The organism is Bradyrhizobium sp. CCBAU 51765, assembly GCF_015291725.1.
Taxonomy (GTDB): domain Bacteria; phylum Pseudomonadota; class Alphaproteobacteria; order Rhizobiales; family Xanthobacteraceae; genus Bradyrhizobium; species Bradyrhizobium liaoningense.
This window is the reverse complement of sequence record NZ_CP030038.1, coordinates 3,510,640-3,535,778: the sequence shown is the minus strand read 5'-3', so window position 1 is coordinate 3,535,778 and position 25,139 is coordinate 3,510,640. Positions and strand designations below refer to the sequence as shown.

The following is a 25,139-nucleotide window of genomic DNA, read 5'->3' as shown; positions in this document are numbered from 1 at the left end:
ATCTGCCATGTGCGGCGTTTGTCCCCGTCGAGGCGGGGTCCGGAATGACCGAAAAGTTCAGTCAACAGAGAGACTTGTTCGAGAGCGAGCGCAGTTTCCGGCTGTTGGTTGAGGGAGTCGCCGACTACGCCCTCTACATGCTTGATCCCAACGGGATCATCACCAGCTGGAACATCGGCGGCGAACGCATCAAGGGCTATTCGCCCGAGGAGATCCTCGGCCAGCATTTTTCCCGCTTCTACACCGAGACCGACCGCGCCAATGGCAAGCCGGCGCGGGCGCTCGGTATTGCCCGGGACAAGGGCCGATATGAGGAGGAAGGCTGGCGCGTCCGAAAGGACGGCACGTTCTTCTGGGCCAGCGTCGTGATCGACCCGATCTACGAGGGCGGCGCGCTGATCGGCTTCGCCAAGATCACGCGCGACATCACCGAACGTCGCAACGCCCAGCTCAAGCTCGAGGCGATGCAGAAGCAGCTCGCCGAGTCGCAGAAATTCGACGCACTCGGACAGCTCACCGGCGGGGTTGCGCACGACTTCAACAATCTTCTGATGATCATCAGCGGCAGCCTTCACATCCTGAAGAAGAGCGCCACTGGCGACCCCAAGCTCGAGCGCGCCATGTCCGCGATCGAGACCGCCACCAAGCGCGGCGCCGCGCTGACGAACCAGCTCCTCACCTTCGCGCGGCGGCAGAGCGTCAACCCGCAGGCGATCGATTTCGCCGAACGCGTCGCGGCCATCCGCGAGGTGCTCGACGCCGGCGTGGGCAGTTCCGTGCGTCTCGCCTTCGACATTCGCTCCGACACCTGGCCGATCAAGGCCGACGTCTCCGAGCTCGAGACCGCGCTGCTCAACCTCGTGATCAATGCCCGCGACGCGATGCCGGACGGTGGCATGGTGACGATCGGCGCGCGCAATGTCGTGCTGAACGAACCTCCCCTCGCCGGCGACTTCGTCGCAATCGACGTCACGGATACCGGGCTTGGAATACCCTCCGACGTTCTCGACAAGATCTTCGAGCCGTTCTTCACCACCAAGCCGATCGGAAAAGGCACCGGCCTCGGCCTCTCGCAGGTGCACGGCTTCGCTCATCAGGCCGGCGGCACGATAAAGGTCGCAAGCGAGCTCGGAAAGGGCACGACATTCACCATCATCCTGCCGCGCGGCACAGATGCGCCGTCGCGCGAGACATCGGGGACGCCTCTCCGCGGCAGCGGCACGGTGCTGCTGGTCGAGGACAATCCCGACGTCGCTCTGGTCAGCATCGGTCTTCTGGAGCAGCTCGGCTATCAAGTGCGCCGGGTCGCCGATGCCGAAGCGGCATTGCGCGAGATCGAGAGCAACGGCGTCGACTTCGTGTTCTCGGACATCGTCATGCCCGGCAAGATGGATGGGCTCAGCCTCGCCCATCGCCTCCGCCAGATCCGCCCCGGCCTGCCGATCCTGCTTGCCACCGGCTACAGCGAGGTCGCCGCCGGCGTGCGCGGCGATTTCCCGATCCTGCGCAAGCCCTATGAGATCCACGAGCTGAGCGAGGCGATCGCCAAGCTGCCGCGATGAGGGCTCACTTCGAGAGCTTGAGGCACCTAGGCCTCCTCGCCGTCATGACCGGGCTTGTCCCGCCTGCCCGGGCATGACCGCCTCTTGTAAGCGCTTACACCGTCGGCAGCACCGAGAACGTCTCCCCTGCCCGGCGCAGATTCAGCTCATCCACGCTCGCGGTTTCACTGGTGACGCTGTCGACGCGGGAGGACGGCGGGCCGTGGCGGCACAGCGCGACCATGTCGGCAACGTGCTTCGGCGCGCCGGCGAACAGCGCTTCCACGCTGCCGTCGCGACGGTTGCGGACCCAGCCTTCGAGGCCGCTCGTCGTCGCCTGATACTCGACCCAGGCCCGATAGCCGACGCCCTGCACGCGTCCACGGATCATGACCTGGAGAATTGCCCGGCTCACTTGTTCAGTCCGAGGACATCGGCGCTACGCACCCTGGCCTCGCCTTCGCGCATGACACGGGCCATCAGCTCCGGCGACGCCAAACCCTTGAGGCTTTTCGGCGCCGTGCCCTCGCGCAGCGCCCTCTGCGTCTCGTAGACGGCCTGGGTCGCGGCGGCGATCGGCGCATGACCCTGGAGTGCGATGCGTACGCGCCGGCTTGCAAGGTAGTCGGGCGCGTTCAATTCGTCCGGCGCACCGCCGAGCACGATCGGCAGGCGCGTGGCAGATGCGATGGCCTCGAGCTCGCCGCGCGACCTGATGCCGGTGAAGAACAACGCATCGACGCCGGTGGCCTCATAGGCCTTGGCGCGGCGAACCGCATCCTCGATCGAGGTGATCGCGGCAGCGCCCGTGCGGCCCATGATCACCAGCGACGGATCGCTGCGGCCGCCAAGCGCCGCCTTCATCTTGCCGACGCCTTCCTCGAGCGAGATCAGCTGCGCCTTGGTCTCGCCAAAGGCAGCCGGCAGCAGCGTGTCCTCGATGGTGAGACCGGCCGCGCCCGCCATCTCAAGCTCCTGCACCGTGCGGCGCACGTTGAGCGCATTGCCGTAGCCGTGATCGGCATCGACCAGAACGGGGAGTGTTGCGGCGCGCGACATCCGCCGCATCTGCTCGGCAAGCTCGGTGAGCGTGATCAGCGTGACATCGGGATCGCCGAGCACGGCGAGCGATGCCACTGATCCCCCGAACATGCCGAGCGGAAACCCGAGGTCCTCGGCAATGCGGATCGAGATCGCGTCGTAGACCGAGCCGGGATGGACACAAGTCCCGCCCGACAGGATGGAGCGAAGTTTCTCGCGGCGGGAACGAAAGGCCATGGTGCTGTCTCGGTTGGGTCACGAGGGCCGCAGCATACTCCGTCATTGCGAGCGACGGAAATATGGCACTCTCGTGCCCCGGACGCAGCGCAACGCCCTTCAGCGATGCGCTGCAGAGCCGGGGCCCATGCTGCTGAGTGATACACTGATGATCTGGGTCCCGGCTCTGCGAAGCAACGCCAATGCGTTGCATCGCGTCCGGGACACGAGGGTGGGCCTCGCTACGCAAACTCCAGGATCAGCGCGTCCACCGCGAGTGTCGCGCCCGCGCTGGCGTGGATCTTCTTCACGGTGCCGTCCTGCTCGGCGCGCAGCACGTTCTGCATCTTCATGGCTTCGACCACCGCCAGCGTCTCGCCGGCCTTGACCTCCTGCCCCTCGGTCACCGCGATCGAGACCACGAGGCCGGGCATCGGGCACAGCAGCTTCTTGCCGGTGTCGGAGGCCGTCGTCACCGGCATCAGCCGCGCGGAGGCCGCCTCGGCCTCGGTCCAGACATAGACCGGCACCTCGACGCCCTGATGCGCGAGGCGGATGCCGTTCGGGATCGGACGCGCCTGCACCGCGACGAGGTGACCGTCGATGGTGCCCTGCCAGACCGGATCGCCGGGCTTCCACGGCGACTGCAAGAGATGCGCATTGCCGGCCTTGCCGTCGGGATCGATGAAGCGGATCGCGATCGCCTCGCCCTCGCGTCCGACCTCGAGCAGGATCTCCTGGCGGTCGAGCCAGACCGAGCGGCGTCGCTCTCGCTGCACGATGCGGCCGCCCATCTGGCCCGAGATCTGCCGCTTGCGCTCGCCGAGCACGTGATCGATGGCGGCGCCGACCGCGGCGATCCGCCGCGCGACCTCGCCTTCGGGCACGCGCACCGCAAAGCCCTTGGGGAACTCCTCGGCGATGAAGCCGGTCGAGAGCCGTCCCTCGCGCCAGCGCGGATGGTGCATCAGGGCCGACAGGAACGGGATGTTGTGGCGGATGCCGTCGACGTAGAACGAATCCAGCGCGGTCGCCTGCGCCTCGATCGCAGCCGCGCGCGACGGCGCATGGGTGACGAGCTTGGCGATCATCGGATCGTAGTGGATCGAGATCTCGCCGCCCTCCTGCACGCCGGTGTCGTTGCGGATGGTGATGCCGTCCTTGCTGGCTTCCGCCGGCGGGCGATATTTCACGAGCCGCCCGATCGAGGGCAGGAAGTTGCGGAACGGGTCTTCCGCGTAGAGGCGAGACTCCACCGCCCAGCCGGTCAGGGTGACGTCCTTCTGCGCGATGGCGAGCTTCTCGCCGGCGGCGACACGGATCATCTGCTCGACGAGGTCGATGCCGGTGACCAGTTCCGTGACGGGATGCTCGACCTGGAGGCGCGTGTTCATCTCCAGGAAGTAGAAGCTCTTGTCCTGCCCTGCCACGAACTCGACCGTGCCGGCGGAGTCGTAATTCACGGCCTTGGCCAGCGCGACCGCCTGCTCGCCCATCTTGCGGCGGGTGGCTTCGTCGAGCAGCGGCGACGGCGCCTCCTCGATGACCTTCTGGTTGCGACGCTGGATCGAGCATTCGCGCTCGCCGAGATAGATCACGTTGCCGTGCTTGTCGCCCAGCACCTGGATCTCGATGTGGCGGGGATCGACGATGAACTTTTCGATGAAGACGCGGTCGTCGCCGAACGAGGCCTTCGCTTCCGCTTTTGCCAGCCCAAATCCCTCCTCGACCTCCTGGGTCGAGTAGGCGATCCGCATGCCCTTGCCGCCGCCGCCGGCGGAGGCCTTGATCATCACGGGATAGCCGATCGCATCGGCGATCTTGACCGCATGCTTGGCGTCTTCGATCACGCCGAGGAAGCCCGGCACGGTCGAGACGTCGGCATTCGCCGCCGCCTTCTTGGATTCGATCTTGTCGCCCATCGCCGCGATCGCGCCGGGGTTGGGGCCGATGAAGACGATTCCGGCCGCCTCCAGCGCACGCGGAAACGCCTCGCGCTCGGACAGGAAGCCGTAGCCGGGATGCACCGCCTCGGCGCCCGTCTTGCGGCAGGCCTCGACGATCTTCTCGATCACCAGATAGCTCTCGGCCGCAGCCGGCGGACCAATCAGCACCGCCTCGTCGGCCATCTCGACATGGAGGGCATCGCGGTCGGCCTCGGAGTAGACCGCAACCGTCTGAATTCCCATCTTGCGGGCGGTCTTGATGACCCGGCAGGCGATTTCGCCGCGATTGGCGATCAGAATCCGTTTGAACATGCTTTTCTTGAGTCTCGACCTTGGGCGGGACCAGTCTCCTGGCCGTTGGGGCCTATGGGGACGGGCCGTGTGGCTCCCGTGGTACATCAAAATGGGCCGGAGGCAACGGTCTAAATCCGGGGCCTCTGGCGTACCAGCGCAAGACCGAAATGGGCCCGGCGAGCCCTAGGGACGCCGTGCCGCTTCCCGGGGCTTCCCGGCCTTGGCCACGTCCCGGACCAGGCCGTGAATGAAGCCCAGCTTGCCAACCACTGTGGGCGACAGGATGAACGGATAGAGGTCGCGCAGGCCCATGGCGCGGTTGACGCTGTTCATGGCGAAGGTGAAGGGCAGCCATGCGTTGACCAGCGCCTCGATATCCCTTGCCTCGTAGGGGTTGAAGCGGATGCGCGCCGTCAACTCCCCGTCGCGGTCGACCCTGGGGCGCACCTCCATGCCGAACTCGGCGGCCATCTCCAGCGTGTCGACGATGTGGAGATAGTGCGCCCAGGTCTCGGCGAAGTCTTCCCAGGCGTGCATGGTGGCGTAGGCCGAGACATAGTTCTGCTGCCAATCGGCCGGCGGGCCTTCGGCATAGTGCCGCTGCAAGGCCTGACCGTAATCGGCTGAATCGTCGCCGAAGATGGCGCGGCATTCCTCCAGCTTGCCGCCGTCGCGGACCAGCACGTCCCAGAAATAGTGTCCGACCTCGTGGCGGAAATGCCCGAGCGGCGTCCGGTAGGGCTCGCCCATCTCGAGCCTGCGCCGCTCGCGCTCGATGTCGTCCGCCTCCTTGAGCGCAATCGTGATCAGACCGCTGTCGTGGCCCGTCATGACCTTCTGTCCGCTGTTCGGATCGTCGGCAAGGAAATTGAAGATCAGCCCATGCTCGGGATTGTCCTGCCGGGTCTGGAGCGGCAGCCTCCAGCGGATCAGGGCATAGAGTAGACGGTGCTTGGCCACCTCCAGCTCACGCCATCCAGCAAGCTGCGCCGGATCGGAGAGGTTCGGTACCGTCCCATTGTGGCGGCAGGCGCGGCAATAGCCGGTGGTATCGTCCGTGTCTGTCAGCCAGTTGCAGGCGTCGTACTCGGCATTCCGGCACAGCATCCGGCCTTCGCCGTTGTCGGCCAATGTCCGCCAGGCTTCTCCGTCGGGCTCGAGCGCCGACATTGTCTCCTTTTCCGGCATGAAGGCGACACGATGGCCGCAACGTTCGCAGGCACGATTCTCGAAATAGAGAACGTTGCCGCAGGCCTGACAGACGAAGAGCTTCAAGATTTAGCCTCTTTGGAAAGGGATTCTTACGAGAGAGTTGGCCCCCCGCGAAGACGCCTCGATCAGCAGATCGTTCCAGTCTCCGGAACAAATTGCCAGACCAGACGTTGCCGCCGGATCGTTGCTCGCGTTCAGGCACGCGCTCCTATTTTCCGATACTTTACCCTCTAAACAATGGTCATCACGTTCCGTCTGTGTGAATATCGGTCCGGCACGTGCGCACCCGCATCACAACGGCCGATGCCTTGAACGATCCCTTGCCCGAGACCATCGCCGCCGAAAGGCTGCGTCAGCACCTCGAAGACGTCGCGCGCGAGCGCGATTACGCCTATCGCGCGCTCCAGGAACGCGAGGCCGAGCTGGCGCGCATCCAGCGTATCGGCAAGGTCGGCGGCGTCGAGGTCGATTTCCGTGAAGGCTTCAAGAACCGTCGCTCGCCCGAATATCTGATCATCCACGGCCTGCCGCCGGAAGCTGCCGAGGAGTCGCACGAGGATTGGGTCAATCGCATCCATCCCGACGACCGCGAGGCAACCGTCAAGCATTTCTTCGAGGCGCTCGCCGGAACGAGCGAAGACTACAGCGCCGAATACCGCATCATCCGTCCCAGCGACGGCGAGACCCGCTGGATCCGGGTCGTCGCCAAGCTCGAGCGCGACAAGGACGGCCGCGCCATCCGCCTGGTCGGCGCCCACATCGACATCACTGACCAGGCGCTGGCGCGCGAGACGCTGCGCGAGAGCGAGGAGCGCTTTAGGCTGATCGCCGACAGCGCGCCGGTACCGATCTGGGTCACCAAGCTCGACCGCAAGCGGTCCTTCGCCAACCAGGCCTATGTCGATTTCGTCGGCCTGCCCTACGATCAGGCCATCGACTTCGACTGGCGCAAGGTGCTGCATCCCGACGACCTGCCGCACGTGCTCCAGCAATCCGTCCAGGGTGAAGCATCCCTCAAGCCCTTCGTGCTGGAAGCGCGTTACAGGAACGCAAGCGGCGAATGGCGGTGGCTTCGATCGGAATCGCAGCCGCGCTGGGACCCGACGGGCAAGCATATCGGCTTCATCGGCGTCGCCCACGACATCACCGTCGCCAAGCAGGCCGAGATCGAGCTCAGGCAGCTCAACGAGACGCTGGAACAGCGCATTGTCGAGCGCACCGCCGAGCTCGAATCCAACGAGGCACGGCTGCGCGCGATCCTGGAGACCAGCAATCAGTATCAGGGCCTGGTCAATCTCAGCGGTGAGCTGCTTTACGCCAACAAGACCGCGCTGGACGGCATCAAGGCACGCTCGTCGGATGTGATCGGAAAGCCGCTCTGGGACACGCCCTGGTTCACCGGCACGACCGGCATGAGTGCCGCCGTGCGAGAGGCCTTCGACACGGTGCTCAAAGGCGAAGCCGTACGGCTGGAAATGCGCCTGCGCCTTCCCATCGGCGAGCGCGATTTCGATTTCGGCATGCGGCCCGTTCTCGACCGCCACGGCAACATCACCGGCGCGGTGCCCGAGGCGGTCGACGTCACCGAGCGCCGCCGCGGCGAGGAAGCGCTGCGGCAATCGCAGAAGATGGAAGCGATCGGCCAGCTCACCGGCGGCGTCGCGCACGACTTCAACAATCTCCTCACCATCATCCGCTCGGCCACCGACTTCCTGCGCCGACGCGAGCTGCCGGAGGAACGCCGACGCCGCTATGTCGATGCCATCTCCGAGACGGTCGAGCGCGCCTCCAAGCTGACGGCACAGCTTCTGGCGTTCGCGCGCCGGCAGCCGCTGAAGCCGCAGATCTTCAATGTCGGCAGCCAGGTCGAAGGTGTGGCGCAGCTGGTCCGGCCGCTGGTCGGCAGCCGCATCGAGATCGCCGTGGAGGTTCAGGATCCAGACTGCTTCACCGTGGCCGACATCGCCCAGTTCGAGGCCGCGCTGATCAACCTCGCCATCAATGCCCGTGATGCCATGAATGGCGAAGGCCGCCTCACTATCGCCGTGCGCAAGGTCCAGGGTATCCCTCAGCTGCGCGCGCAATTGGCGCGAAGCGGCAACTACATCGCCATCTCCGTCACCGACACCGGAAGCGGCATCGCGCCGGAGCATCTCGATTCGATCTTCGAGCCGTTCTTCACCACCAAGGAGGTCGGCAAGGGCACCGGCCTCGGCCTCAGCCAGGCCTTCGGCTTCGCAAAACAGTCCGAGGGCGACATCGCGGTGACGAGCACACAGGGCAAAGGCGCAACCTTCACCATCTATCTGCCGCAGGCCCAAAGTCCCGCGACGGACAAGGAAGCCGCGGCACTGACCCATGAGGTCGCGGCGACCGGACGCGGCTATCGCGTGCTCGTGGTCGAGGACGACGACGAAGTCGGCCGCTTCTCCACCGAACTCCTGGAGGATCTCGGCTATGTCGTCCGCCGCGTCGCCAACGCCAACGCCGCACTGGCGATCCTCGGCGAAAACGAATTTGCCGTCGACCTCGTGTTCTCCGACGTCATCATGCCCGGAATGAACGGCGTCGAGCTTGCCGGCATCATCCGCGAGCGCTATCCGGGCCTGCCCGTGGTGCTCACCAGCGGCTACAGCAACGTGCTCGCCGAAAGCGCCCATCGCGGCTTCGAACTGATCCAGAAGCCCTACTCTGTGGAGTCGCTGTCGCGCATATTGCGCAAGGCGATCACGGAAAAGCTGTCGGTGGCACGGTGAATACCGTTACCTGACGGAACAAAGCTGCCGCGAAATCGGTTTTCGCCGGGGACCTTCCAGCCTGGATCGAGGAATGCATGTCGAGCCAAGACCTTGATCAGGCGAGGCGCGCCGGCCGCGCGCTGGATGCGGCCAATTTCTTCCTCGCCGACGTCCGCGACGGGCTCGGCCCTTATCTCGCGGTCTATCTTCTCACCGAGCAGCATTGGAACGAAGCTCGCATTGGCCTTGTGATGTCGATCGCGACGATCGCCGGCATCGTCGCGCAGACGCCGGCCGGTGCGCTGGTTGACGGCACGCGGGCGAAGCGGCTGGTGATGGTGGCCGCTGCGATTCTGGTGACACTCGCCTCGCTCTCGCTGCCATTCTTCCCCAGCCTCCTGCCGGTGATAATCTCGCAAGGCATCGCGCAAGCCGCTGCCGTGGTTTTCCCGCCGGCGATCGCCGCTGTCTCGCTTGGCATTTTCGGGCATGCCGCATTTACCCGGCGCATCGGCCGCAACGAGACTTTCAACCACGCCGGCAACGCCGTCGCGGCCGGCATCGCCGGCCTCTCCGCCTATTGGTTCGGACCGACCGTCGTGTTCTACCTTCTCGGCGCCATGGCGATCGCGAGCCTCGTCAGCATCCTGGCGATCCCCGAACGGGCCATCGACCACGATCTCGCACGCGGACTGCACCACGCTCGTATCAATGGCGCACCCGAACAACCCTCGGGCCTTAGCGTGCTCCTGACCTGCCGTCCCCTGCTCATATTCGCTGTCTGCGTCGTTCTGTTTCATCTCTCCAACGCCGCGATGCTGCCGCTGGTCGGACAAAAGCTCGCGCTCCAGGACAAGAACATCGGCACCAGCCTGATGTCGGCATGCATCGTTGCGGCGCAAGTGGTGATGGTTCCGTTCGCGATGCTGGTCGGCGCACGGGCCGACCGCTGGGGGCAGAAGCGGTTCTTCCTTGCCGCATTGTTGATCCTGCCGATCCGGGGGGCACTCTATACGCTCTCCGACAATCCGTTCTGGCTGGTCGGCGTGCAGCTGCTGGATGGCGTCGGCGCCGGCATTTTCGGGGCAATCTTTCCCGTCATCGTCGCCGACCTCATGCGCAACACCGGCCGCTTCAACGTCGCACAGGGCGCCGTCATCACGGCCCAGAGCATCGGCGCGGCGCTATCGACGACACTGGCGGGCCTGGTCGTGGTCGGCGCCGGTTACAGCGCGGCATTCATCACGCTCGGCGCCGTGGCGGCGATCGGTGCCGTGATCTGCCTCCTCGCCTTGCCCGAGACGCGGCAACGCGACGACGGCGATCCGCGCCCGCGGGGGAAGACAGCGGCGCCCGCATCGGCTATCGCTGCCGAATAACTCCACTCCCATTCGAGACCTGAACCGTGCCGTCTGACGCCATCTGGACCTGGAGCATCATCGTCGTCGCGACCGCAGGCGTCATCGTCCGGCCCTTTCGCCTGCCCGAGGCGATCTGGGCGGTGATCGGCGCCGGCGCGCTGCTGCTGTTTGGTTTGCTGCCGTGGCCGGATGCGTTGACCGGTATCGAGAAGGGCGTCGACGTCTATCTTTTCCTGATCGGCATGATGCTGATCGCAGAGCTGGCGCGGCTCGAAGGCCTGTTCGATTATCTCGCCGCGCTTGCGGTGGAGTATGCACGTGGCTCTCCGCAGCGGCTGTTCCTGCTGATCTACCTCGTCGGCACTCTCGTCACCGTGCTGCTCTCCAACGATGCCACCGCGATCGTGCTGACACCGGCCGTCTATGCCGCGACGCGCGCCGCCGGCGCAAAGCCGCTGCCCTATCTGTTCGTCTGCGCCTTCATTGCCAATGCCGCAAGCTTCGTGCTGCCGATCTCAAATCCGGCCAATCTCGTCGTGTTCGGCGCGCGCATGCCGCACCTCACCGAATGGCTGCGCCTGTTCGCCCTGCCCTCGGCGACCTCGATCCTGCTCACATACGTGGTCCTACGCCTGAGCCAGCATCGCGCGCTCAAGGAGGAGACGATCGCCCTCAGCGTGCCGCATCCGAAGCTTGGACGCGGCGGCAAGCTCACGGCAATAGGCATCGTCGCGATCGGCATCGTGCTGGTCACCGCGTCTGCGCTGGACAGGCAACTGGGCCTGCCGACCTTCATCTGCGGCGTCGCGACGGCGGCGATCGTGCTGCTGATCAACCGGCAATCGCCCTTGCCCGTGCTGCGCGGTGTCTCCTGGAGCGTGCTGCCGCTGGTCGGCGGGCTCTTTGTCATGGTGGAAGCTCTGGTGAAGACCGGCGTGATCGCGCAGCTGAGCGCGCTGCTGCACCAGGCGGTCGCGCAATCGGTGCCTCAGGCAGCCTGGAGCGTCGGCATCGCCACCGCGCTCGCCGACAACATCGCCAACAACCTTCCGGTCGGCCTCGTCGCCGGCTCGGTCGCCGCCAGCGATCATCTGCCCGCGCCGGTCGTCAGCGCCATCCTGATCGGCGTCGATCTCGGCCCCAATCTGTCGGTGACCGGATCGCTCGCCACCATCCTCTGGCTGGTGGCGCTCCGGCGGGAGAAGATCGAGGTCGGCGCCTGGCCGTTCCTCAAGCTCGGTCTGCTGGTGACGCCGCCTGCCTTGATCGGTGCACTGGCGGCTGCCATCAGGTAGCGGCAAATCGCGCTGCTTAAATAAGTAGACAGCCGTTTGCGGTGCATCAAGGCCGGCATTGCGGCGGCGGCTAAACTTCACCTGTCGCGAGCTTCAGACAGGTCGCGGCAAGGAAGGTTGATCATGCAGATTCGATCAAAGTCGCTGCCGCAGCGGTTCTCACTGCGTCGCGGAATTCAGAGCTTCGTCGCGCCCGGCCAAGGCGGCACGGAGACGTCCCATCCCCTGCTCCTCTTCTCCGTCGTCGTGCTGCTGACCTTGTTCGCCATCCTGGAGGTCGACGTGCACACGGCCCAGCTTCAGGCCATCGGCCTGCTCGGCCATGGCACCGGGATCGATCCCGTCTTCCTGAGCCCATAGCGAACGGAGCCCGGTCGCGGCCACAAGGCCGCGACCGGGTTACACGTCAGTCGTTCTCGTAGCCGTAGACTTCCGGCAGGATGAAGATCGCGGCGAGCAATCCGATCAGCGGGAAGATCGCGACGAACAGCGTGGCGTTGGCCTGCCCGATCGCCGCGAACAGCGACGGGAACAGGAAGATCGCCAGGAACGACGGCAGCTTGACGAACATGTAGGCGAAGCCGCTGGCGGTGCCGCGATATTTCGGCTTGGCGACCATGGTCGGGATCGTCATGCAGTTCGACGCGTCCCAATAATGGCCCCACAGCATGGCGGCGGCCGCGAACGGCAGCAGTATCTTGTTGTCGGTGTAGAGCGCAAAGGCCGCGACCAGAAGCGAAGCCAGCACGATGCCGAAACCGGCGATGGCGATACCGCGATGGCCGATCTTCGGCGTCAGCAGCGGACCGACCCAGCCGGACAACGCGGCGAAGCAGAACAGTCCCATCGTCACAAGGTTATTGCCGAGCACGCTCGACACGCCGACCATCACGAACAGCACCGGCAGGTAGAACGCGAAGGTCGAGAATTCGCTGCCTTGCGCGAAGCAGGCGATCCAGCCGTAGATCGTCGCACGCCAGCGGATCGGGTCCTTCTTGAGGTCGGCGAGGAACGCGCGGGTCGAGACCTTCGGCACCTGGACGTCCCGGTCCGGCAGCATGTCGAGATTGTCGTTGAACATCTCGCGCGCGACCTGCTTGGCCTCGCGGTAGCGCCCCTTCTGCACAAGCCACACCGCCGTCTCCGGCACGTCGTGGCGCATGATGAGGATGATCAGCGCCGGCACCGCGCCGAGACCGAGCGTCACGCGCCACAGCATCTCGTGGTTCATGTCGGTCAGGAGGAAGATCACGATGACGCCGATGGTCAGGACCTCGCCGACGGCGAACATGAACTGCCAGCGGTTGCCCATGACCTCGCGCTCGCCCTTGGCCATGGATTCCATGATGTAGGTGTAGCCGGTCGAGATGTCGGAACCGAGCGGGATGCCGAGCAGGAAGCGGATCACGACGAGCCAGGCGACGTTTGGCACGAAGGCCTGCGCCAGCGCCAGCACGATGAACATCACCATCGTCACCAGGAACATCACGCGGCGCCCGATCTTGTCGGACAGCCAGCCGCCGAGCAGCGCGCCGATCAGGGCGCCGCCTTGCGTGCCGGCCGCAGCAAGGCCGAGCATCAGCGGATCGGGATTGTACTGCTCCTTGATGAAGATCAGCACGAAGGCGATCGAATAGAGGTCCCAGGCCTCGACCAGGATCGAGGCCATCATCAGCCAACCGACCTTGTTGCCCTTGGGGCTGTAGTTCGTGATGAGGTAGCGGACCGCGGCCTCGCTCGCGGTCGGATGTGGCATCGCCATCGTTGACATTTTCTTGGTCCTCTCTTCGAAACTCTCTACGTGTCGAGCAGCGGCTCGATGCTGCAATCGAGCAGGCGCGGATCGATCCCCGCTTCCATGCCGGTGAACATCGAGTCCATGTAGTCGATCAGGGCATCGCTCGCCTTCACGGCGTCCTCGACATGGCGGCCGGCCACGGCACTGAGAATGGCGAGATGATGATCGATCGTGCCCGACAGATCCGCCTGCCCCGGCATGAAGCGGTGGTGGATGTAGCCGATGCGCCGATACAGCGTGTGCAGTGGCCGCATCGTATGCACCAGGAACGGCTCGCCGGCCGCCTCCAGCACCAGCGCGTCGATGCGGCGGTCGATACTGTTGAATTCGTCAAGCGTCAGGCTGGCGCGGCGCTCGCGCAGCAGACGCTCGATGTGCAGCGCCTGATTGCGATGCGAGAGGCTGGCGCGATCGGCGGCAAGGCGGATCACGAAGCGCTCCATGTCGCGGCGCAGGCCGAGCAGCATGCGCTCGCGCGCCAGATCGATCGGAGCGATGTGCAGACCGTGACGGGGCCGGATGATGATGAGGGTATCGGCCGAGAGACGATTGACGGCGTGATGCACCGGTGTGCGCCCGAAGCCGGTGATGTGCTGCAATTCCAGCATCGTCATGAACTGTCCGGGCTTGAGCTCGCAGTGAACCAGGAGCTCTTCGATCTTCTGGTAGGCCAGCTCGAAGAAATTGAGCCGGTTGCGCCGCGAGGGCTTGCCCTCGCCGTCGTCGTCGTTTCTCACCACCTCGAGCGCGCGCTTGCGCTTTGCCATGTCGTTCTCTCCCGTCGGCCCGCGCTCTCGTTGCTGGATGGCGCCCTGTTTGTTCGAGCCTTAAAACATGTTGTGATATATTACAAGCCGGCGTAAGACTCCCGCGCGATCTGCAACATGTTGCAGTGCAAAATGAGACGACGGACGCGCGACGTCTGTGATGGGAGGATAATTGCCGTGAAGATCACGTCGATCGAGACGCTGCGTACAGAGGAATTTTCCAACGTCATCTGGGTCCGCGTTCACACCGACACGGGTGTCATCGGGCTCGGCGAAACGTTCTACGGCGCGGGCGCGGTCGAGGCGCAGATCCACGACACCTTTGCCGGCCGCCTGCTCGGCCGCAATCCCCTGCACATCGAAGCCATCCATCGCGACATGCTGAACCTGCCGATGGCGCAATCCTCGACCGGCGTCGAATATCGCGCCGCCTCCGCGATCGACATCGCGCTGTGGGATCTGTTCGGGAAGGTCTGCGGCCAGCCGGTGCACCAGATGCTCGGCGGCCTCTGCCGCGACAAGCAGCGCATCTACAATACCTGCGCCGGCACGCAATATGTCCGCTCGACCAATATCAGCCCGGTCGCGAACTGGAATCTCGGCGCCTCCAAGGGGCCTTACGAGGATCTCGACGGTTTCATGCATCGCGCCGACGCGCTCGCCGAGAGCCTTTTGGAAAGCGGCATCTCCGCCATGAAGATCTGGCCGTTCGATCCGGCCGCGCAGGAGAACAAGGGCCTCTACATCACCGCCGCGCAGATGAAACAGGCCATCGAGCCTTTCGAGAAGATCCGCAAGGCGGTCGGCGACAGGATGGAGATCATGGTCGAGCTCCACTCGCTGTGGAACCTGCCGACGGCCAAGCAGATCGCGCGCGCACTCGAACCCTACAAGCCGACCTGGTACGAGGACCCGATCCGCATGAACTCGCCGCAGGCGCTGGCCGAGTATGCACGCTCGACCGACGTCTGGGTCTGCGCCAGCGAGACGCTGGGCTCGCGCTTCCCCTACAAGGACATGCTCGACCGCGACGCCATGCACGTGGTGATGGCGGATCTGTGCTGGACCGGCGGCCTCACCGAGGGCCGCAAGATCGCCGCGATGGCCGAGACCTATCACCGGCCCTTCGCACCGCACGATTGCATCGGCCCGATCGGCTTCATCGCAGCCATCCACATGTCGTTCAGCCAGCCCAACACGCTGATCCAGGAATCGGTGCGCGCCTTCTACAAGGGCTGGTACAATGAGCTCGTCACCACGATGCCGACAATCAGGGACGGGTACGTCTATCCGATGGAAGGACCCGGCCTCGGCGTCGACCTCCTGCCTGATGTCTTCGACCGCTCCGATCTCACCGTGCGCCGTTCCAACGTCTGAGGACTTCCCGTGATGAGCACTTCCCTTTTCGATCTCTCCGGCCGCACCGCGCTCGTGACCGGCTCCTCCCGCGGCCTCGGCCGCGCCATCGCCGAGGGCATGGCCAGGGCCGGCGCCAGGATCATCGTCAATGGCGTCGATCTTGAGCGAGTCGAGCAGGCCGTCGCCGAGTTTCGCGCCGCCGGATACCAGGCTGAAGGCGCCGCGTTCAACGTCACCGACGAGCCCGCCATCGTCGCCGCCTTCGAGCGCTTCGACCGCGAAGGGCTTGCCGTCGACATCCTCGTCAACAATGCCGGCATCCAGCACCGCAAGCCGCTGGTGGAATTCACCACCGACGAGTGGCGCAAGGTGATCGAGACCAATCTCACCAGCGCCTTCGTGATCGGCCGCGAGGCGGCCAAGCGCATGATCCCGCGCAAGCACGGCAAGATCATCAACATCGGCTCGCTCGGCAGCGAGCTCGCGCGTCCCACCATCGCGCCCTACACCGCGGCCAAGGGCGGCATCAAGAACCTGACCCGCTCGATGGCGGTGGAATGGGCCCAGCACGGCATCCAGGCCAATGCGATCGGCCCCGGCTACATGCTGACCGACATGAACGAGGCGTTGGTCAACAACGCCGACTTCAACAACTGGCTGATGGGCCGTATCCCCTCGAAGCGCTGGGGCAAGCCGGACGAGCTGGTGGGCGCCGCGATCTTCCTCGCCTCGGACGCCTCGACCTATGTCAACGGCCAGATCATCTATGTCGATGGCGGCATGATCGCCGCGATGTGACCGCGAACCAGGAGCAGCCCATGCGCGCCGTCGTCATCCACGCACCGAAGGACCTGCGGATCGACCTGTATCCCGATCCGGCGCCCGGTCCGGGCGAAGTCCGCGTCAGGATCGCCAATGGCGGCATCTGCGGCTCGGACCTGCATTATTACCATCACGGCGGTTTCGGCGTCGTCCGCATCCAGCAGCCGATGGCGCTGGGACACGAGATCGCCGGCGTGGTTGCGGCGGTCGGTGACGGCGTCAGCAGCGTGAAGCCCGGCACCCGCGTTGCAGTCAACCCGAGCAAGCCGTGCGGGGTGTGCCTGCATTGCCAGGAGGGCATGCGCAACCAGTGCCTCGACATGCGCTTCCTCGGAAGCGCGATGCGCTTTCCCCACGTGCAGGGCGGCTTTCGCGAATTCATCACGATCGATGCGACGCAGGCCGTGCCGATCGCGGACAAGCTCTCGCTCGCCGAAGCCGCGGTCGCCGAACCGCTCGCGGTCTGCCTGCATGCCGGCAAGCAGGCCGGTCCCCTGCTCGGCAAGCGCGTGCTGATCACCGGCTGCGGCCCGATCGGCGCGTTGATGATTCTGGTCTCGCGCTTCGGCGGCGCGGCCGAAATCGTGGTCACCGATGTCGCGGACGCGCCTCTCGCGGTCGCCAGGAAGCTCGGCGCCACGCACGCCGTCAACGTCGCGACCGACGCTGCCGCGCTCGATCCCTGGCGCGCCGGCAAGGGCGTGTTCGACACGCTGTTCGAGGCCTCCGGCAATGAGGCGGCGCTGCGCACCGCGCTCGATGTGCTCAGGCCGGGCGCGACGCTGGTGCAGCTCGGCCTCGGCGGCGAGATGACGCTGCCGATCAACGCCATCGTCGCCAAGGAATTGCAGCTCCGCGGCACCTTCCGCTTCGATCCCGAGTTCGAACTGGCGGTGCGCCTGATGGGCGAAGGCCTGATCGACGTGAAGCCGCTGATCACGGCCACCATGCCGTTCGAGAACGCGGTCGCCGCCTTCGAGCTTGCCAGCGATCGCTCGCAGTCGATGAAGGTGCAGTTGACGTTCTGAACCGCGCTACTGGCTCTCGATCAGCCGGTCGCTGACCAGCCGCACGGCCCCGCGCCTCCAGGAATAGTCCGCGCCCATGCGCAAGCCGCTGTCACCACGCGTCAGCACCGTGCCGGTCCTGGCGTCGCGCACCTGGAAGCCGAGCGTGTATTCGGTGCGGCTCACCCGCCGCACCACGCCGATCAGCGACTGATCCGCGCCGAGCTCTTTCGCGATCGCCGCCTCGCAACCGCCGCAATCGCGCAAGGCGCGCCTGTTCGCCGCCTCGCCGCGCGCGCCGCTGACGTCGACGATGCGGTAGCGGCCGGATTGGCTCAGCGCCTCGCGCACGCCGCCGGTCACCTCGGCCATGTATGACGCGTCCGATGCCGCCGATGCGCCGGCCGAGGCGGCGGTCGTATCCTCGAGCTCGAAATCGAACACGGCGAGCGCAATCGGCGCGGGCGTTGCGAGCGCAGCCATGATCTCGCGGGACACGAAGATCTCGGCGCGCTCCCAGGATTCATCATTGTCGCCGCGGAAGCTGTAGAGCTTGTCCATCACGAGCCTCTTGGCGCCGATTTCGATCACGGCGACCTTCGCCCATTGCACCAGCGTGCTCGTCTTCTGGATGCCGCCGATGACCTTGAACGCCGCGCCGTCCTGGGCGGACGGAACCAGCCGATAGCGCGGATCCGCACCGATGTCCCTTCGAAGCGCGGCCATGAACGCCGCCAGCCGCCGCTCGTGGGCGGCGGTCTGGTCGGCCGGCTCGGCCGAGGTATCGGTGTAGCTGAAATCGTCGATGGCTACGCCAATGGCGTCCGCGGCATCGGCCCGCGAGCCAGAGAGGACGCAGAGGACAAAGACGAGAATCAGCCGGGAGCGGTGCATGAACGGGCCTCGTCGATGGAGCGGCCCGCAAATCTGGACGGGTCGCCTGACGCCATGCAGCCGTGACCGTCCCAACAAATGCCGGGAAAATTTCACGACGTTGCACTGCGGTAAGGCGGGAACGCTTCCCGCCGCTTGCGTTCTGCCCTTTAATGCGGGAGCGACAAACCCGTTCGCACCAGGTGTCCGCCGATGTGGAATCGCCCGAGGTTCGATCTCAAGATCCGTCTGACGTTGCGCGTGGCCGCGATATCGGCTGCCTGCTTCGCCGCGATTTCCGCCTATTTCCTCGTGACGGCCGACCGCGCGGCGCATGCGCGCATCGACAGTATCGCCGCCATCGTGGCGAAGTCGCTGGAGTTGCAACAGGGCAAGGTCCAGTGGGTGGCCAGCCCGCGCTCGGACTTTCCGAACCTCGACCCCGTTTCCGCCTATGTGATGACGCCCGGCCTGTGTCTGGCATTCCGCGGCACGAGCGGCGACATCCTCCAGCGCTTCTGTAGCGGCGCGCCTGCCCCGGCGAGCCCGCCGCCGCAGGCCTTCACCGCCTTCTACCGCAACCTGTTCGACCCCGGCCGCGAGGCGGCACGGCCCGTGATCGTGCGCGGAACGAAGCTCGGCGAGACCGTGGTCTCGGTCGATGCAGCCGTGCAGACGGCCGAAGCCTGGCACGAGGCCGGCCGCCTGATGATCGCGCTTGCGATCGCGCTGCCGCTGCTCTGCGCGCTGGTCTATGCCGCGCTGGCCCGCGCCCTGCGTCCCACCCGCATGATCGGCAACGGTCTCGAGCGCATCGCCGCCGGCGACCTCACCACCCGGCTGCCGCCGTTCGACCTCGCCGAGCTCTCCGCCATCCGCGACGTCTTCAACCATCTCGCCGAAAGCCTCGACACCGCGCTTGCCGAACGCAACGAGCTGACGCGGAAGCTGATCGCGCTCCAGGACGAGGAGCGCCGTCATCTCGCGCGTGAGCTGCATGACGAGTTCGGCCAGTCGCTCGCCGCGATCCGCGCGCTGGCCGCGTCCGCCCGCCAGACTGCGGCGCAGGACTGTCCCGCCTTGCTCGGAGAGTGCGACGGCATTGCCCGGACCGCGACCGGCATGATGGAGACGCTGCGCGGCGCGCTGTTCCGGTTGCGGCCGCCCGATGTCGACGAGCTCGGCATCGTCGCGAGCCTCGAAGGACTGGTGTCCGGGTGGAACGGCCGCAGCCGCGGCCAGACGCGCTTCGAGATCCGGTTCGACGGTGCCTTCGAGAGCGTGCCCGCCTCGGTCAGCGCCAATCTCTACCGCATCGTGCAGGAGGCACTCACCAACGCGGCCAAGCACGCCGGCGCAACGAAGGTCAGCCTGCATCTGACGATGGCCGACGATGAGATCGCGCTCGCGATCGAGGACGACGGCCGGCCGAACGAGGCTGCCGCCAAATCCGGCATGGGCCTGCTCGGCATGCGCGAGCGCGTCGCCGCGCTACGCGGCCGGCTGAGCTTCGAGACCGGCCCTCACGGCTCGGCGCTGCGCGTGTTCATTCCGCTCGCGGCCGCCGATCGGCAGGCGCTGGAGCACGCGGCATGAGCGCGGCCGACGCCACCATCCTGCTGGTGGACGACCATTCCGTCGTCCGCGAAGGCTACCGCTCGGTGCTCCAGAAACAGCCGGGCTTGCGCGTCGTCGCCGAGGCGGCCGACGGCGCGGAGGCCTACCGGCTGTACAAATCCGAGGCGCCCGACCTCGTCATCATGGACCTCACCATGCCCGGCATCGGCGGCATCGAGGCCGTCAGGCGGATCAGGCAGTGGGACAAGACGGCACGAATCCTCGTCTTCACCATGCACGAGAATGCCGGCTTTGCCGTGCAGGCGATCCGCGCCGGCGCGAGGGGCTACGTCACCAAGACCAGCCCGCCCGAGACACTGGTGCGCGCGGTCAAGGACGTGCTCGCCGGCAAGATCGCGATCAGCCCCGATATCGACCACGAGCTTGCGCTCAGCCGCATCAGCGGCGAGAGCTCGGCCGCCGACGTGCTGACGCCGCGCGAATTCGAGGTGTTGCGGCTGCTGCTCGCCGAGAACACGACGGAGGAGATCGCCGAGACGCTGCATGTCAGCCCGAAGACGGTGGCGAACCTGCATTCCTTGATCAAGGACAAGCTCGGCGTCGGCTCCGACATCGAGCTGGTCCGCCTGGCGCTGCGCCAGGGATTGTTGACCGAGGTCTGATCGCCGTCGCCTTACGGCTCCAGCCGCGCTCCGTCAGGGGAGAACGCCTCCACGGTGTCACCGATCCTGAACGACATCATGTCACGGCCGACGAGCAACGGCCCCTTGTAGGTGGTGCGCGTGCGCAGGATCAGGGGCTCCTCGGGAATATCGGGCGCGGGCTTCACCGTGCCGAACACGATGTGGGAATAGACCGCGAGTTTTGGCTTGGCGGCCGCAAAGATCTGGCCGGCCTCCTCGGGCGAGGTATGGTGCGCCTGAATGTCCTTGTAGACGGGATTTTTGACCATCAGCTCCGGCTCGATGACCGCGACCTCGTGGATCAGCAGGTCGGCGCCCTCGGCCGCCTTCGCGATGCGCTCATCGTACTTGGTGTCGCCCGACAACACGACCTTGTGGCCGCCATATTCGACGATGTAACCGAACGAGGGCTTGATCTTCTCGCCGTGGTTCACCTCGATCGCGGTGACCGTCACGCCGTTGTTCTCATAGACCGACCCGGCTTCGATATCCTTTGCCGCGAACGTGACCGCTACGGGATCGAGATGCTCGTCATCGATGCGGATGCGGATGTCGTCGGCGAAAGCTTTGGTGAGGTTTTCCGTCATGGCGACGGTTCCCTTCGGGCCGTAGAGCTTCATCGGCCCCTTGCGCGAAGCCCAGGGCGTGGCAAGCCACCCTGTCAGCCACATGTCGGGAAGGCCGACGACGTGGTCCGAATGCAGATGCGTGATGAAGTTCGCGGTGATCGCGCCGAGTGGAATCTTCAGCTTGTAGAGCTGGATGGTCGCGCCGCGGCCGAGATCGAACAGCAATTTTTCGCTCCCTGCCTGCACGAGCGTCGACGCGCTGAAACTGGTTGGTCGCGGCGTCGGCACGCCCGTGCCGAGCAGCGTGACCTTCATCGGTTCCGCGGAGGCGACCTTGGTGAACGCGAGCAGCACAAGGCCCGCCCGCAGGAGCGTTTTGAGCATGTTTCCCCTTCCTGAGTGTTGGATTATTGGCCGCAGATCATTCGCGCGCGACCACCGAATCCAGCCACGGGCAATTGAGCGGCGGCACGCGGGGGTCGGCGACGCGCACGCCGCGCGCGGCCGCATCGAGCCGCATGTCGCGCAGGCGCTTGCGCTGCTCTTCCGGCATATGGAGCCGCTCGTGGCCCCATAGGGAGGGCCCATCAAAGGTCTCGTGCGGCTGCCAGGTCTCGGGATCGATGACGCGCGCGCCCCAGCCGTATTCGATGAAGAAGCCGGACGGCGTATTGACGTAGAACGAGGTCATGTGGTCGTTGGTGTGCCGGCCCAGCGTGTAGGCAATGCGCCCCTCGTCCATCTGCGCGAGGTCGTAGCCCTGGCCGACATCATCGAGACTGCCGAGCTCGACCATGAAGTGGTGCATCGCCTTCCGCCCCGAGCCGACCATCGCAAAGGAGTGGTGGCGGCCGTTGACGTGAAAGAAATAGAGCCCGTAAGGCTTCAGCCCGAAATCGGAGACGTGAAAGCCGAGCACGTCGCGATAGAACGGCAACAGCGGCTCGACATCCTCCACATTGAGCACGACGTGCCCCATGCCGAGCGCGCCGGTGCGGAAGCCCGAGATCGGACGGCCCGGCTTGAACGGCTCGCTCGCAAGCTCCGGCTTGCAAAATGCCTCCAGCCTGTTGCCGGCGGGATCTGCGAACGCGATCAGCTCGGCGACATGCCGCTCGTCGGCGAGCGCGCGCGAGCCTCGAACCACCTTGATGCCGTGGCTTTCCAGCCGTCCTGCCAACTTGTCCAATTCGGCGATCGAAGGAACTTCCCATCCCATCACCGCAAGGCCGACATCGCTGCCGCCGTCGACGATCAGCCGCTGCTTCCGGTCGTCCATGCGGAAGGCGCGCATCTTGCCGCCGCGATCGACCTGCTGCATGCCGAGCAGCCCGGTCGCCATCCGGCTCCATTGGTCGAGCTGGGATGAATTGATCCCGATATAGCCAAGCGCTGTGATTTCCATCGAATTCCTCCCGAAGGCATCGCGATCGCAGCACTGCGGCGAGCTTGATACCGGCCGCGCGCGATCCTACGGTGGCGTTCCGCAATCGCTTCGCGTTCGCAACGACGATAGCCGCGCCGCGATATGCCACAAGGGAGGAAATGCGAAGTGTCCAAGGAGCGGACGCGGAACGGCCAGCCGCGGCAATCCGAGGGCGTCCGCGCCTTCAAGCGCGGGCTCGACGTGCTGCACGAGGTCAACCGCTCCGGCGGCATCCGCGCCGGCGACGTCGCCCGAGCGCTCGACCTGCCCCGACCCACCGTCTACCGCCTCCTCGAAACCCTGGAGGAGCTCGGTTATATCGCCCGCAGCGCCAGCGACGACCGATTTCGAGTCACCCGGCGCGCGCTGAGCCTCGGCGACGGCTACGACCCTGGCGTGGTGATCTGCCAGGCGGCGGCGCCTTATCTCGCCGATCTCAGCAGGAAACTGGTCTGGCCGGTCGATCTCTCCACCTATGAGAACGCGGCGATGGTGGTGCAGGAGACCACACACTCGCGCAGCCCGCTCTCGATCGACCGCGGCATGATCGGCAAGCGCCTGCCGATGCTGCGCACGTCTGCAGGCCGCGCCTATCTCGCCGCCTGCCCCGCGCGCGAACGCGACCTGATCGTCAATCATCTCCGCCGCATCGACGAGGCCGACGACCGCCCCTTTCTCGACCAGGGCCGGCTCGACCGCATGATCGCCGAGACTGCCGCACGAGGTTACGCAATCCGCAGCGAGGGCGAATTCAATCCCAAGACGGCTTCGATTGCCGTTGCCATCGTGCGGGACGGCACCGTTTTCGGTTGCATCTCCATTATCTGGATCCGCTCGGCTCTCGGGATCGAGGAAGCGGTGACGCAGTTCGCGGGGCAACTTCAGGAGGCGGCATCCGCCATTCCGGTCGAAGTGTAACGCGCTCACGTCTCCACGCCGTCATGCCCGGGCTTGACCCGGGCATCCACGCCTTTCATGCCGAGCCGCACGGCGTGGATAGCCGGGACAAAGCCCGGCCATGACGAGCGGCGGGAGGCCGTCCGCAGGGCGGACACTTGGCGCGGCGGCGTTGATGCTGCGGCGCGGCTTGGGGAAGAGATAGCCCCATGCAAGATAAATCCACCCCTGAAGAGTTTGACGTCGTGATCGTCGGCCGCGGGCCGGTCGGCGCCACGCTCGCCAACCTGCTCGGCCTGTGCGGCGTGCGCACGCTGGTGCTGGAGCGCGAGGCGCGGACCTATCATCTGCCGCGGGCCGTGCATTTCGACGATGAATGCATGCGCGTGTTCCAGACCATCGGGCTTGCCGACGCGATCCTGCCGCAGGTGATTCTCAGCCCCGGCATGCTGTTTTTGGACGCCAACGGCAAGATGCTGCTGGACTGGTCGCGGCCGCAGACGTTGACGCCGATGGGCTGGCATCTCAGCTACCGCTTCCATCAGCCGGATCTCGAGGATGTCCTGATCGGCGGCCTCTCCCGCTGGCCACACATCAGCTTGCGCAACCGCTGCGATGTGTTCGCGCTCGACCAGGACGAGCATGGCGTGCGCGTCCGCTACGAAGACCTCTCGAACGGCAGGCTCAGCGAGGTTCGCGCCGCCTACGTGATCGGCTGCGACGGCACCCGCTCGCTGGTGCGCCGCTTCATCGGCTCGGGGATGGACGACCTTGGCTTCCACGAGCGCTGGCTGGTGATCGACGTCCTGCTCAAGCGCGAGCGCGACGACCTGGGCGACTACAGCCTTCAGCATTGCGACCCGCGGCGTCCGGCGACCTACGTGCGCGGCACCGGCACGCGGCGGCGCTGGGAGATCACGGTCCTCCCCGACGAGGATTCCCAGGAGGTCGCGCAGCCCGCGAAGGTGTGGGAGCTGTTGTCGCGCTGGATCACTCCCGACGATGCCGAGATCGAGCGCGCCGCGGTCTACACGTTTCATTCCGTCATCGCACAGCGATGGCGGAACGATCGCCTGCTGCTCGCGGGCGATTCCGCGCACCAGACACCGCCCTTTCTCGGCCAGGGCATGTGCGCCGGCATCCGCGATGCCGCCAACCTGGCCTGGAAGCTTGCCGCGGTCATTCGCGACGGCGCCCCGCCCCACCTGCTCGACACCTATCAGAGCGAGCGCCAGCCGCATGTGCGCGAATTCATCGAGCTCGCCATTCGCCTCGGCGGCATCATCAACACCAAGGCAATCGAGGCCGGCCTTGCCGCCGGCGAGATGCGCGAAAATGCGCCGGTCAAGCTGGAGGTGAAAAAGCCCCTGCTCGGCCCCGGGCTCGCGCTCGGCGATCTGCTCGCCGGACATCTCGCGCCGCAGTTCGCGCTGCAAGACGGCAGCCGCAGCGACGACCGGATCGGCTACGGCCATGTCCTGCTCGTCGAGAGCTCGGCCACGCCCCATTCGCGCCCCGCTCATTCACTGCCGGGGATCGAGATCCTGACCAGCAATGATGCCGAGGCCGTCGGCCCTTGGCTGCGCGAGCACGGCATCATCGCCGCACTCGTTCGCCCCGACCGCTACATCCGCGGCACCGCCCGCAACGAAACCGACCTCGACCGACTCATGACCGCCATCACGCCTCCAACCCACGTGCCGTCCGCGGCCTGAG

21 protein-coding genes are annotated in these 25,139 nt (G+C 65.8%); 12 read left to right on the top strand and 9 right to left on the bottom strand.

Annotated elements, in window-relative coordinates; genetic code table 11:
- The first annotated feature begins 44 nt into the window (after positions 1–44).
- On the top strand, positions 45–1,562 hold the full coding sequence (locus XH96_RS16955) for a PAS domain-containing sensor histidine kinase (RefSeq protein ID WP_194393456.1): 1,518 nt from the start codon (positions 45–47) through the stop codon (positions 1,560–1,562).
- A gap of 94 nt (positions 1,563–1,656) precedes the next feature.
- Here XH96_RS16955 and XH96_RS16950 read toward each other — a convergent pair whose 3' ends face one another.
- The 4 genes from XH96_RS16950 to XH96_RS16935 all read right to left on the bottom strand — a co-directional run bounded on the left by XH96_RS16950 (position 1,657) and on the right by XH96_RS16935 (position 6,313).
- Entirely contained in the window at positions 1,657–1,956 is a 300-nt protein-coding gene (locus XH96_RS16950) for an acylphosphatase (RefSeq protein ID WP_131867775.1), read from the bottom strand.
- Positions 1,953–2,819, bottom strand: a complete 867-nt coding sequence (locus XH96_RS16945; RefSeq protein ID WP_194393455.1) for an oxaloacetate decarboxylase — start codon at positions 2,817–2,819, stop codon at positions 1,953–1,955. The genes XH96_RS16950 and XH96_RS16945 overlap by 4 nt, the downstream gene beginning before the upstream one ends.
- 221 nt (positions 2,820–3,040) lie before the next feature.
- Positions 3,041–5,056, bottom strand: coding sequence for an acetyl/propionyl/methylcrotonyl-CoA carboxylase subunit alpha (locus XH96_RS16940; protein WP_194393454.1), 2,016 nt, complete (start codon positions 5,054–5,056; stop codon positions 3,041–3,043).
- A 165-nt stretch (positions 5,057–5,221) separates the two neighbouring features.
- Positions 5,222–6,313: a putative zinc-binding metallopeptidase gene (locus XH96_RS16935; RefSeq protein ID WP_194393453.1), complete on the bottom strand. Its 1,092-nt coding sequence runs from the start codon at positions 6,311–6,313 to the stop codon at positions 5,222–5,224.
- 215 nt (positions 6,314–6,528) lie between these two features.
- On the opposite strand from XH96_RS16935, the gene XH96_RS16930 reads away from it, so the two are divergent.
- The 4 genes from XH96_RS16930 to XH96_RS16915 all read left to right on the top strand — a co-directional run bounded on the left by XH96_RS16930 (position 6,529) and on the right by XH96_RS16915 (position 12,004).
- Entirely contained in the window at positions 6,529–9,006 is a 2,478-nt protein-coding gene (locus XH96_RS16930) for a PAS domain S-box protein (RefSeq protein WP_194393452.1), read from the top strand.
- Positions 9,007–9,083: 77 nt separating this feature from the next.
- Entirely contained in the window at positions 9,084–10,367 is a 1,284-nt protein-coding gene (locus XH96_RS16925; RefSeq protein WP_194393451.1) for an MFS transporter, read from the top strand.
- A 26-nt stretch (positions 10,368–10,393) separates the two neighbouring features.
- On the top strand, positions 10,394–11,644 hold the full coding sequence (locus XH96_RS16920; protein WP_194393450.1) for an arsenic transporter: 1,251 nt from the start codon (positions 10,394–10,396) through the stop codon (positions 11,642–11,644).
- Between the two features lie 123 nt (positions 11,645–11,767).
- Positions 11,768–12,004 carry a hypothetical protein gene (locus XH96_RS16915; protein ID WP_194393449.1) on the top strand — a complete coding sequence of 79 codons (237 nt, stop codon included), beginning with the start codon at positions 11,768–11,770 and terminating at the stop codon, positions 12,002–12,004.
- Positions 12,005–12,050: 46 nt separating this feature from the next.
- Here the strand turns inward: XH96_RS16915 and XH96_RS16910 are convergent, their stop codons facing one another.
- On the bottom strand, positions 12,051–13,415 hold the full coding sequence (locus XH96_RS16910) for an MFS transporter (RefSeq protein ID WP_194393448.1): 1,365 nt from the start codon (positions 13,413–13,415) through the stop codon (positions 12,051–12,053).
- Between the two features lie 26 nt (positions 13,416–13,441).
- The gene (locus XH96_RS16905) at positions 13,442–14,209 is read right to left on the bottom strand and encodes a GntR family transcriptional regulator (protein ID WP_194393447.1); all 768 of its coding nucleotides are present in this window, start codon (positions 14,207–14,209) and stop codon (positions 13,442–13,444) included.
- A gap of 177 nt (positions 14,210–14,386) precedes the next feature.
- Between XH96_RS16905 and XH96_RS16900 the strand changes: the two genes are divergently transcribed.
- Genes XH96_RS16900 through XH96_RS16890 form a run of 3 tightly spaced genes read left to right on the top strand, consistent with a single transcriptional unit; the run spans position 14,387 to position 17,418 of the window.
- A complete protein-coding gene (locus XH96_RS16900) occupies positions 14,387–15,586 on the top strand; it encodes a mandelate racemase/muconate lactonizing enzyme family protein (protein WP_194393446.1) in 1,200 nt (399 codons plus the stop codon).
- 12 nt (positions 15,587–15,598) lie between these two features.
- Positions 15,599–16,366, top strand: a complete 768-nt coding sequence (locus XH96_RS16895; RefSeq protein ID WP_194393445.1) for an SDR family oxidoreductase — start codon at positions 15,599–15,601, stop codon at positions 16,364–16,366.
- Positions 16,367–16,386: 20 nt separating this feature from the next.
- Positions 16,387–17,418, top strand: coding sequence for an L-idonate 5-dehydrogenase (locus XH96_RS16890; RefSeq protein WP_194393444.1), 1,032 nt, complete (start codon positions 16,387–16,389; stop codon positions 17,416–17,418).
- A 6-nt stretch (positions 17,419–17,424) separates the two neighbouring features.
- On the opposite strand, the gene XH96_RS16885 is transcribed toward XH96_RS16890, so the two are convergent.
- A complete protein-coding gene (locus XH96_RS16885) occupies positions 17,425–18,291 on the bottom strand; it encodes a DUF3280 domain-containing protein (protein WP_194393443.1) in 867 nt (288 codons plus the stop codon).
- A 192-nt stretch (positions 18,292–18,483) separates the two neighbouring features.
- Between XH96_RS16885 and XH96_RS16880 the strand changes: the two genes are divergently transcribed.
- Positions 18,484–19,866, top strand: coding sequence for a sensor histidine kinase (locus tag XH96_RS16880; protein WP_194393442.1), 1,383 nt, complete (start codon positions 18,484–18,486; stop codon positions 19,864–19,866).
- Complete coding sequence (locus XH96_RS16875) at positions 19,863–20,510, top strand: response regulator transcription factor (protein WP_194393441.1); 648 nt, start codon at positions 19,863–19,865, stop codon at positions 20,508–20,510. The genes XH96_RS16880 and XH96_RS16875 overlap by 4 nt, the downstream gene beginning before the upstream one ends.
- A gap of 11 nt (positions 20,511–20,521) precedes the next feature.
- On the opposite strand, the gene XH96_RS16870 is transcribed toward XH96_RS16875, so the two are convergent.
- Both XH96_RS16870 and XH96_RS16865 read right to left on the bottom strand, forming a co-directional pair.
- On the bottom strand, positions 20,522–21,484 hold the full coding sequence (locus XH96_RS16870) for an MBL fold metallo-hydrolase (protein ID WP_194393440.1): 963 nt from the start codon (positions 21,482–21,484) through the stop codon (positions 20,522–20,524).
- Between the two features lie 37 nt (positions 21,485–21,521).
- Positions 21,522–22,505, bottom strand: a complete 984-nt coding sequence (locus XH96_RS16865) for a VOC family protein (protein ID WP_194393439.1) — start codon at positions 22,503–22,505, stop codon at positions 21,522–21,524.
- A gap of 147 nt (positions 22,506–22,652) precedes the next feature.
- On the opposite strand from XH96_RS16865, the gene XH96_RS16860 reads away from it, so the two are divergent.
- Together XH96_RS16860 and XH96_RS16855 are read left to right on the top strand one after the other, a co-directional pair.
- Positions 22,653–23,444: a DNA-binding transcriptional regulator gene (locus XH96_RS16860; RefSeq protein ID WP_194393438.1), complete on the top strand. Its 792-nt coding sequence runs from the start codon at positions 22,653–22,655 to the stop codon at positions 23,442–23,444.
- 188 nt (positions 23,445–23,632) lie between these two features.
- Positions 23,633–25,138 (top strand): bifunctional 3-(3-hydroxy-phenyl)propionate/3-hydroxycinnamic acid hydroxylase, encoded by a 1,506-nt coding sequence (locus tag XH96_RS16855; RefSeq protein ID WP_194393437.1) that lies wholly within the window; start codon positions 23,633–23,635, stop codon positions 25,136–25,138.
- Position 25,139 lies beyond the last annotated feature (1 nt).

Excerpts from the sequence above, each read along its gene's own strand:
- XH96_RS16955 (WP_194393456.1), top strand. The coding sequence starts at position 45 with ATGACCGAAAAGTTCAGTCAACAGAGAGACTTGTTCGAGAGCGAGCGC.
- XH96_RS16945 (WP_194393455.1), bottom strand. The coding sequence starts at position 2,819 with ATGGCCTTTCGTTCCCGCCGCGAGAAACTTCGCTCCATCCTGTCGGGC.
- XH96_RS16940 (WP_194393454.1), bottom strand. The coding sequence starts at position 5,056 with ATGTTCAAACGGATTCTGATCGCCAATCGCGGCGAAATCGCCTGCCGG.
- XH96_RS16925 (WP_194393451.1), top strand. The coding sequence starts at position 9,084 with ATGTCGAGCCAAGACCTTGATCAGGCGAGGCGCGCCGGCCGCGCGCTG.
- XH96_RS16915 (WP_194393449.1), top strand. The coding sequence starts at position 11,768 with ATGCAGATTCGATCAAAGTCGCTGCCGCAGCGGTTCTCACTGCGTCGC.
- XH96_RS16910 (WP_194393448.1), bottom strand. The coding sequence starts at position 13,415 with ATGTCAACGATGGCGATGCCACATCCGACCGCGAGCGAGGCCGCGGTC.
- XH96_RS16905 (WP_194393447.1), bottom strand. The coding sequence starts at position 14,209 with ATGGCAAAGCGCAAGCGCGCGCTCGAGGTGGTGAGAAACGACGACGAC.
- XH96_RS16895 (WP_194393445.1), top strand. The coding sequence starts at position 15,599 with ATGAGCACTTCCCTTTTCGATCTCTCCGGCCGCACCGCGCTCGTGACC.
- XH96_RS16890 (WP_194393444.1), top strand. The coding sequence starts at position 16,387 with ATGCGCGCCGTCGTCATCCACGCACCGAAGGACCTGCGGATCGACCTG.
- XH96_RS16885 (WP_194393443.1), bottom strand. The coding sequence starts at position 18,291 with ATGCACCGCTCCCGGCTGATTCTCGTCTTTGTCCTCTGCGTCCTCTCT.
- XH96_RS16880 (WP_194393442.1), top strand. The coding sequence starts at position 18,484 with ATGTGGAATCGCCCGAGGTTCGATCTCAAGATCCGTCTGACGTTGCGC.
- XH96_RS16875 (WP_194393441.1), top strand. The coding sequence starts at position 19,863 with ATGAGCGCGGCCGACGCCACCATCCTGCTGGTGGACGACCATTCCGTC.
- XH96_RS16870 (WP_194393440.1), bottom strand. The coding sequence starts at position 21,484 with ATGCTCAAAACGCTCCTGCGGGCGGGCCTTGTGCTGCTCGCGTTCACC.
- XH96_RS16865 (WP_194393439.1), bottom strand. The coding sequence starts at position 22,505 with ATGGAAATCACAGCGCTTGGCTATATCGGGATCAATTCATCCCAGCTC.
- XH96_RS16855 (WP_194393437.1), top strand. The coding sequence starts at position 23,633 with ATGCAAGATAAATCCACCCCTGAAGAGTTTGACGTCGTGATCGTCGGC.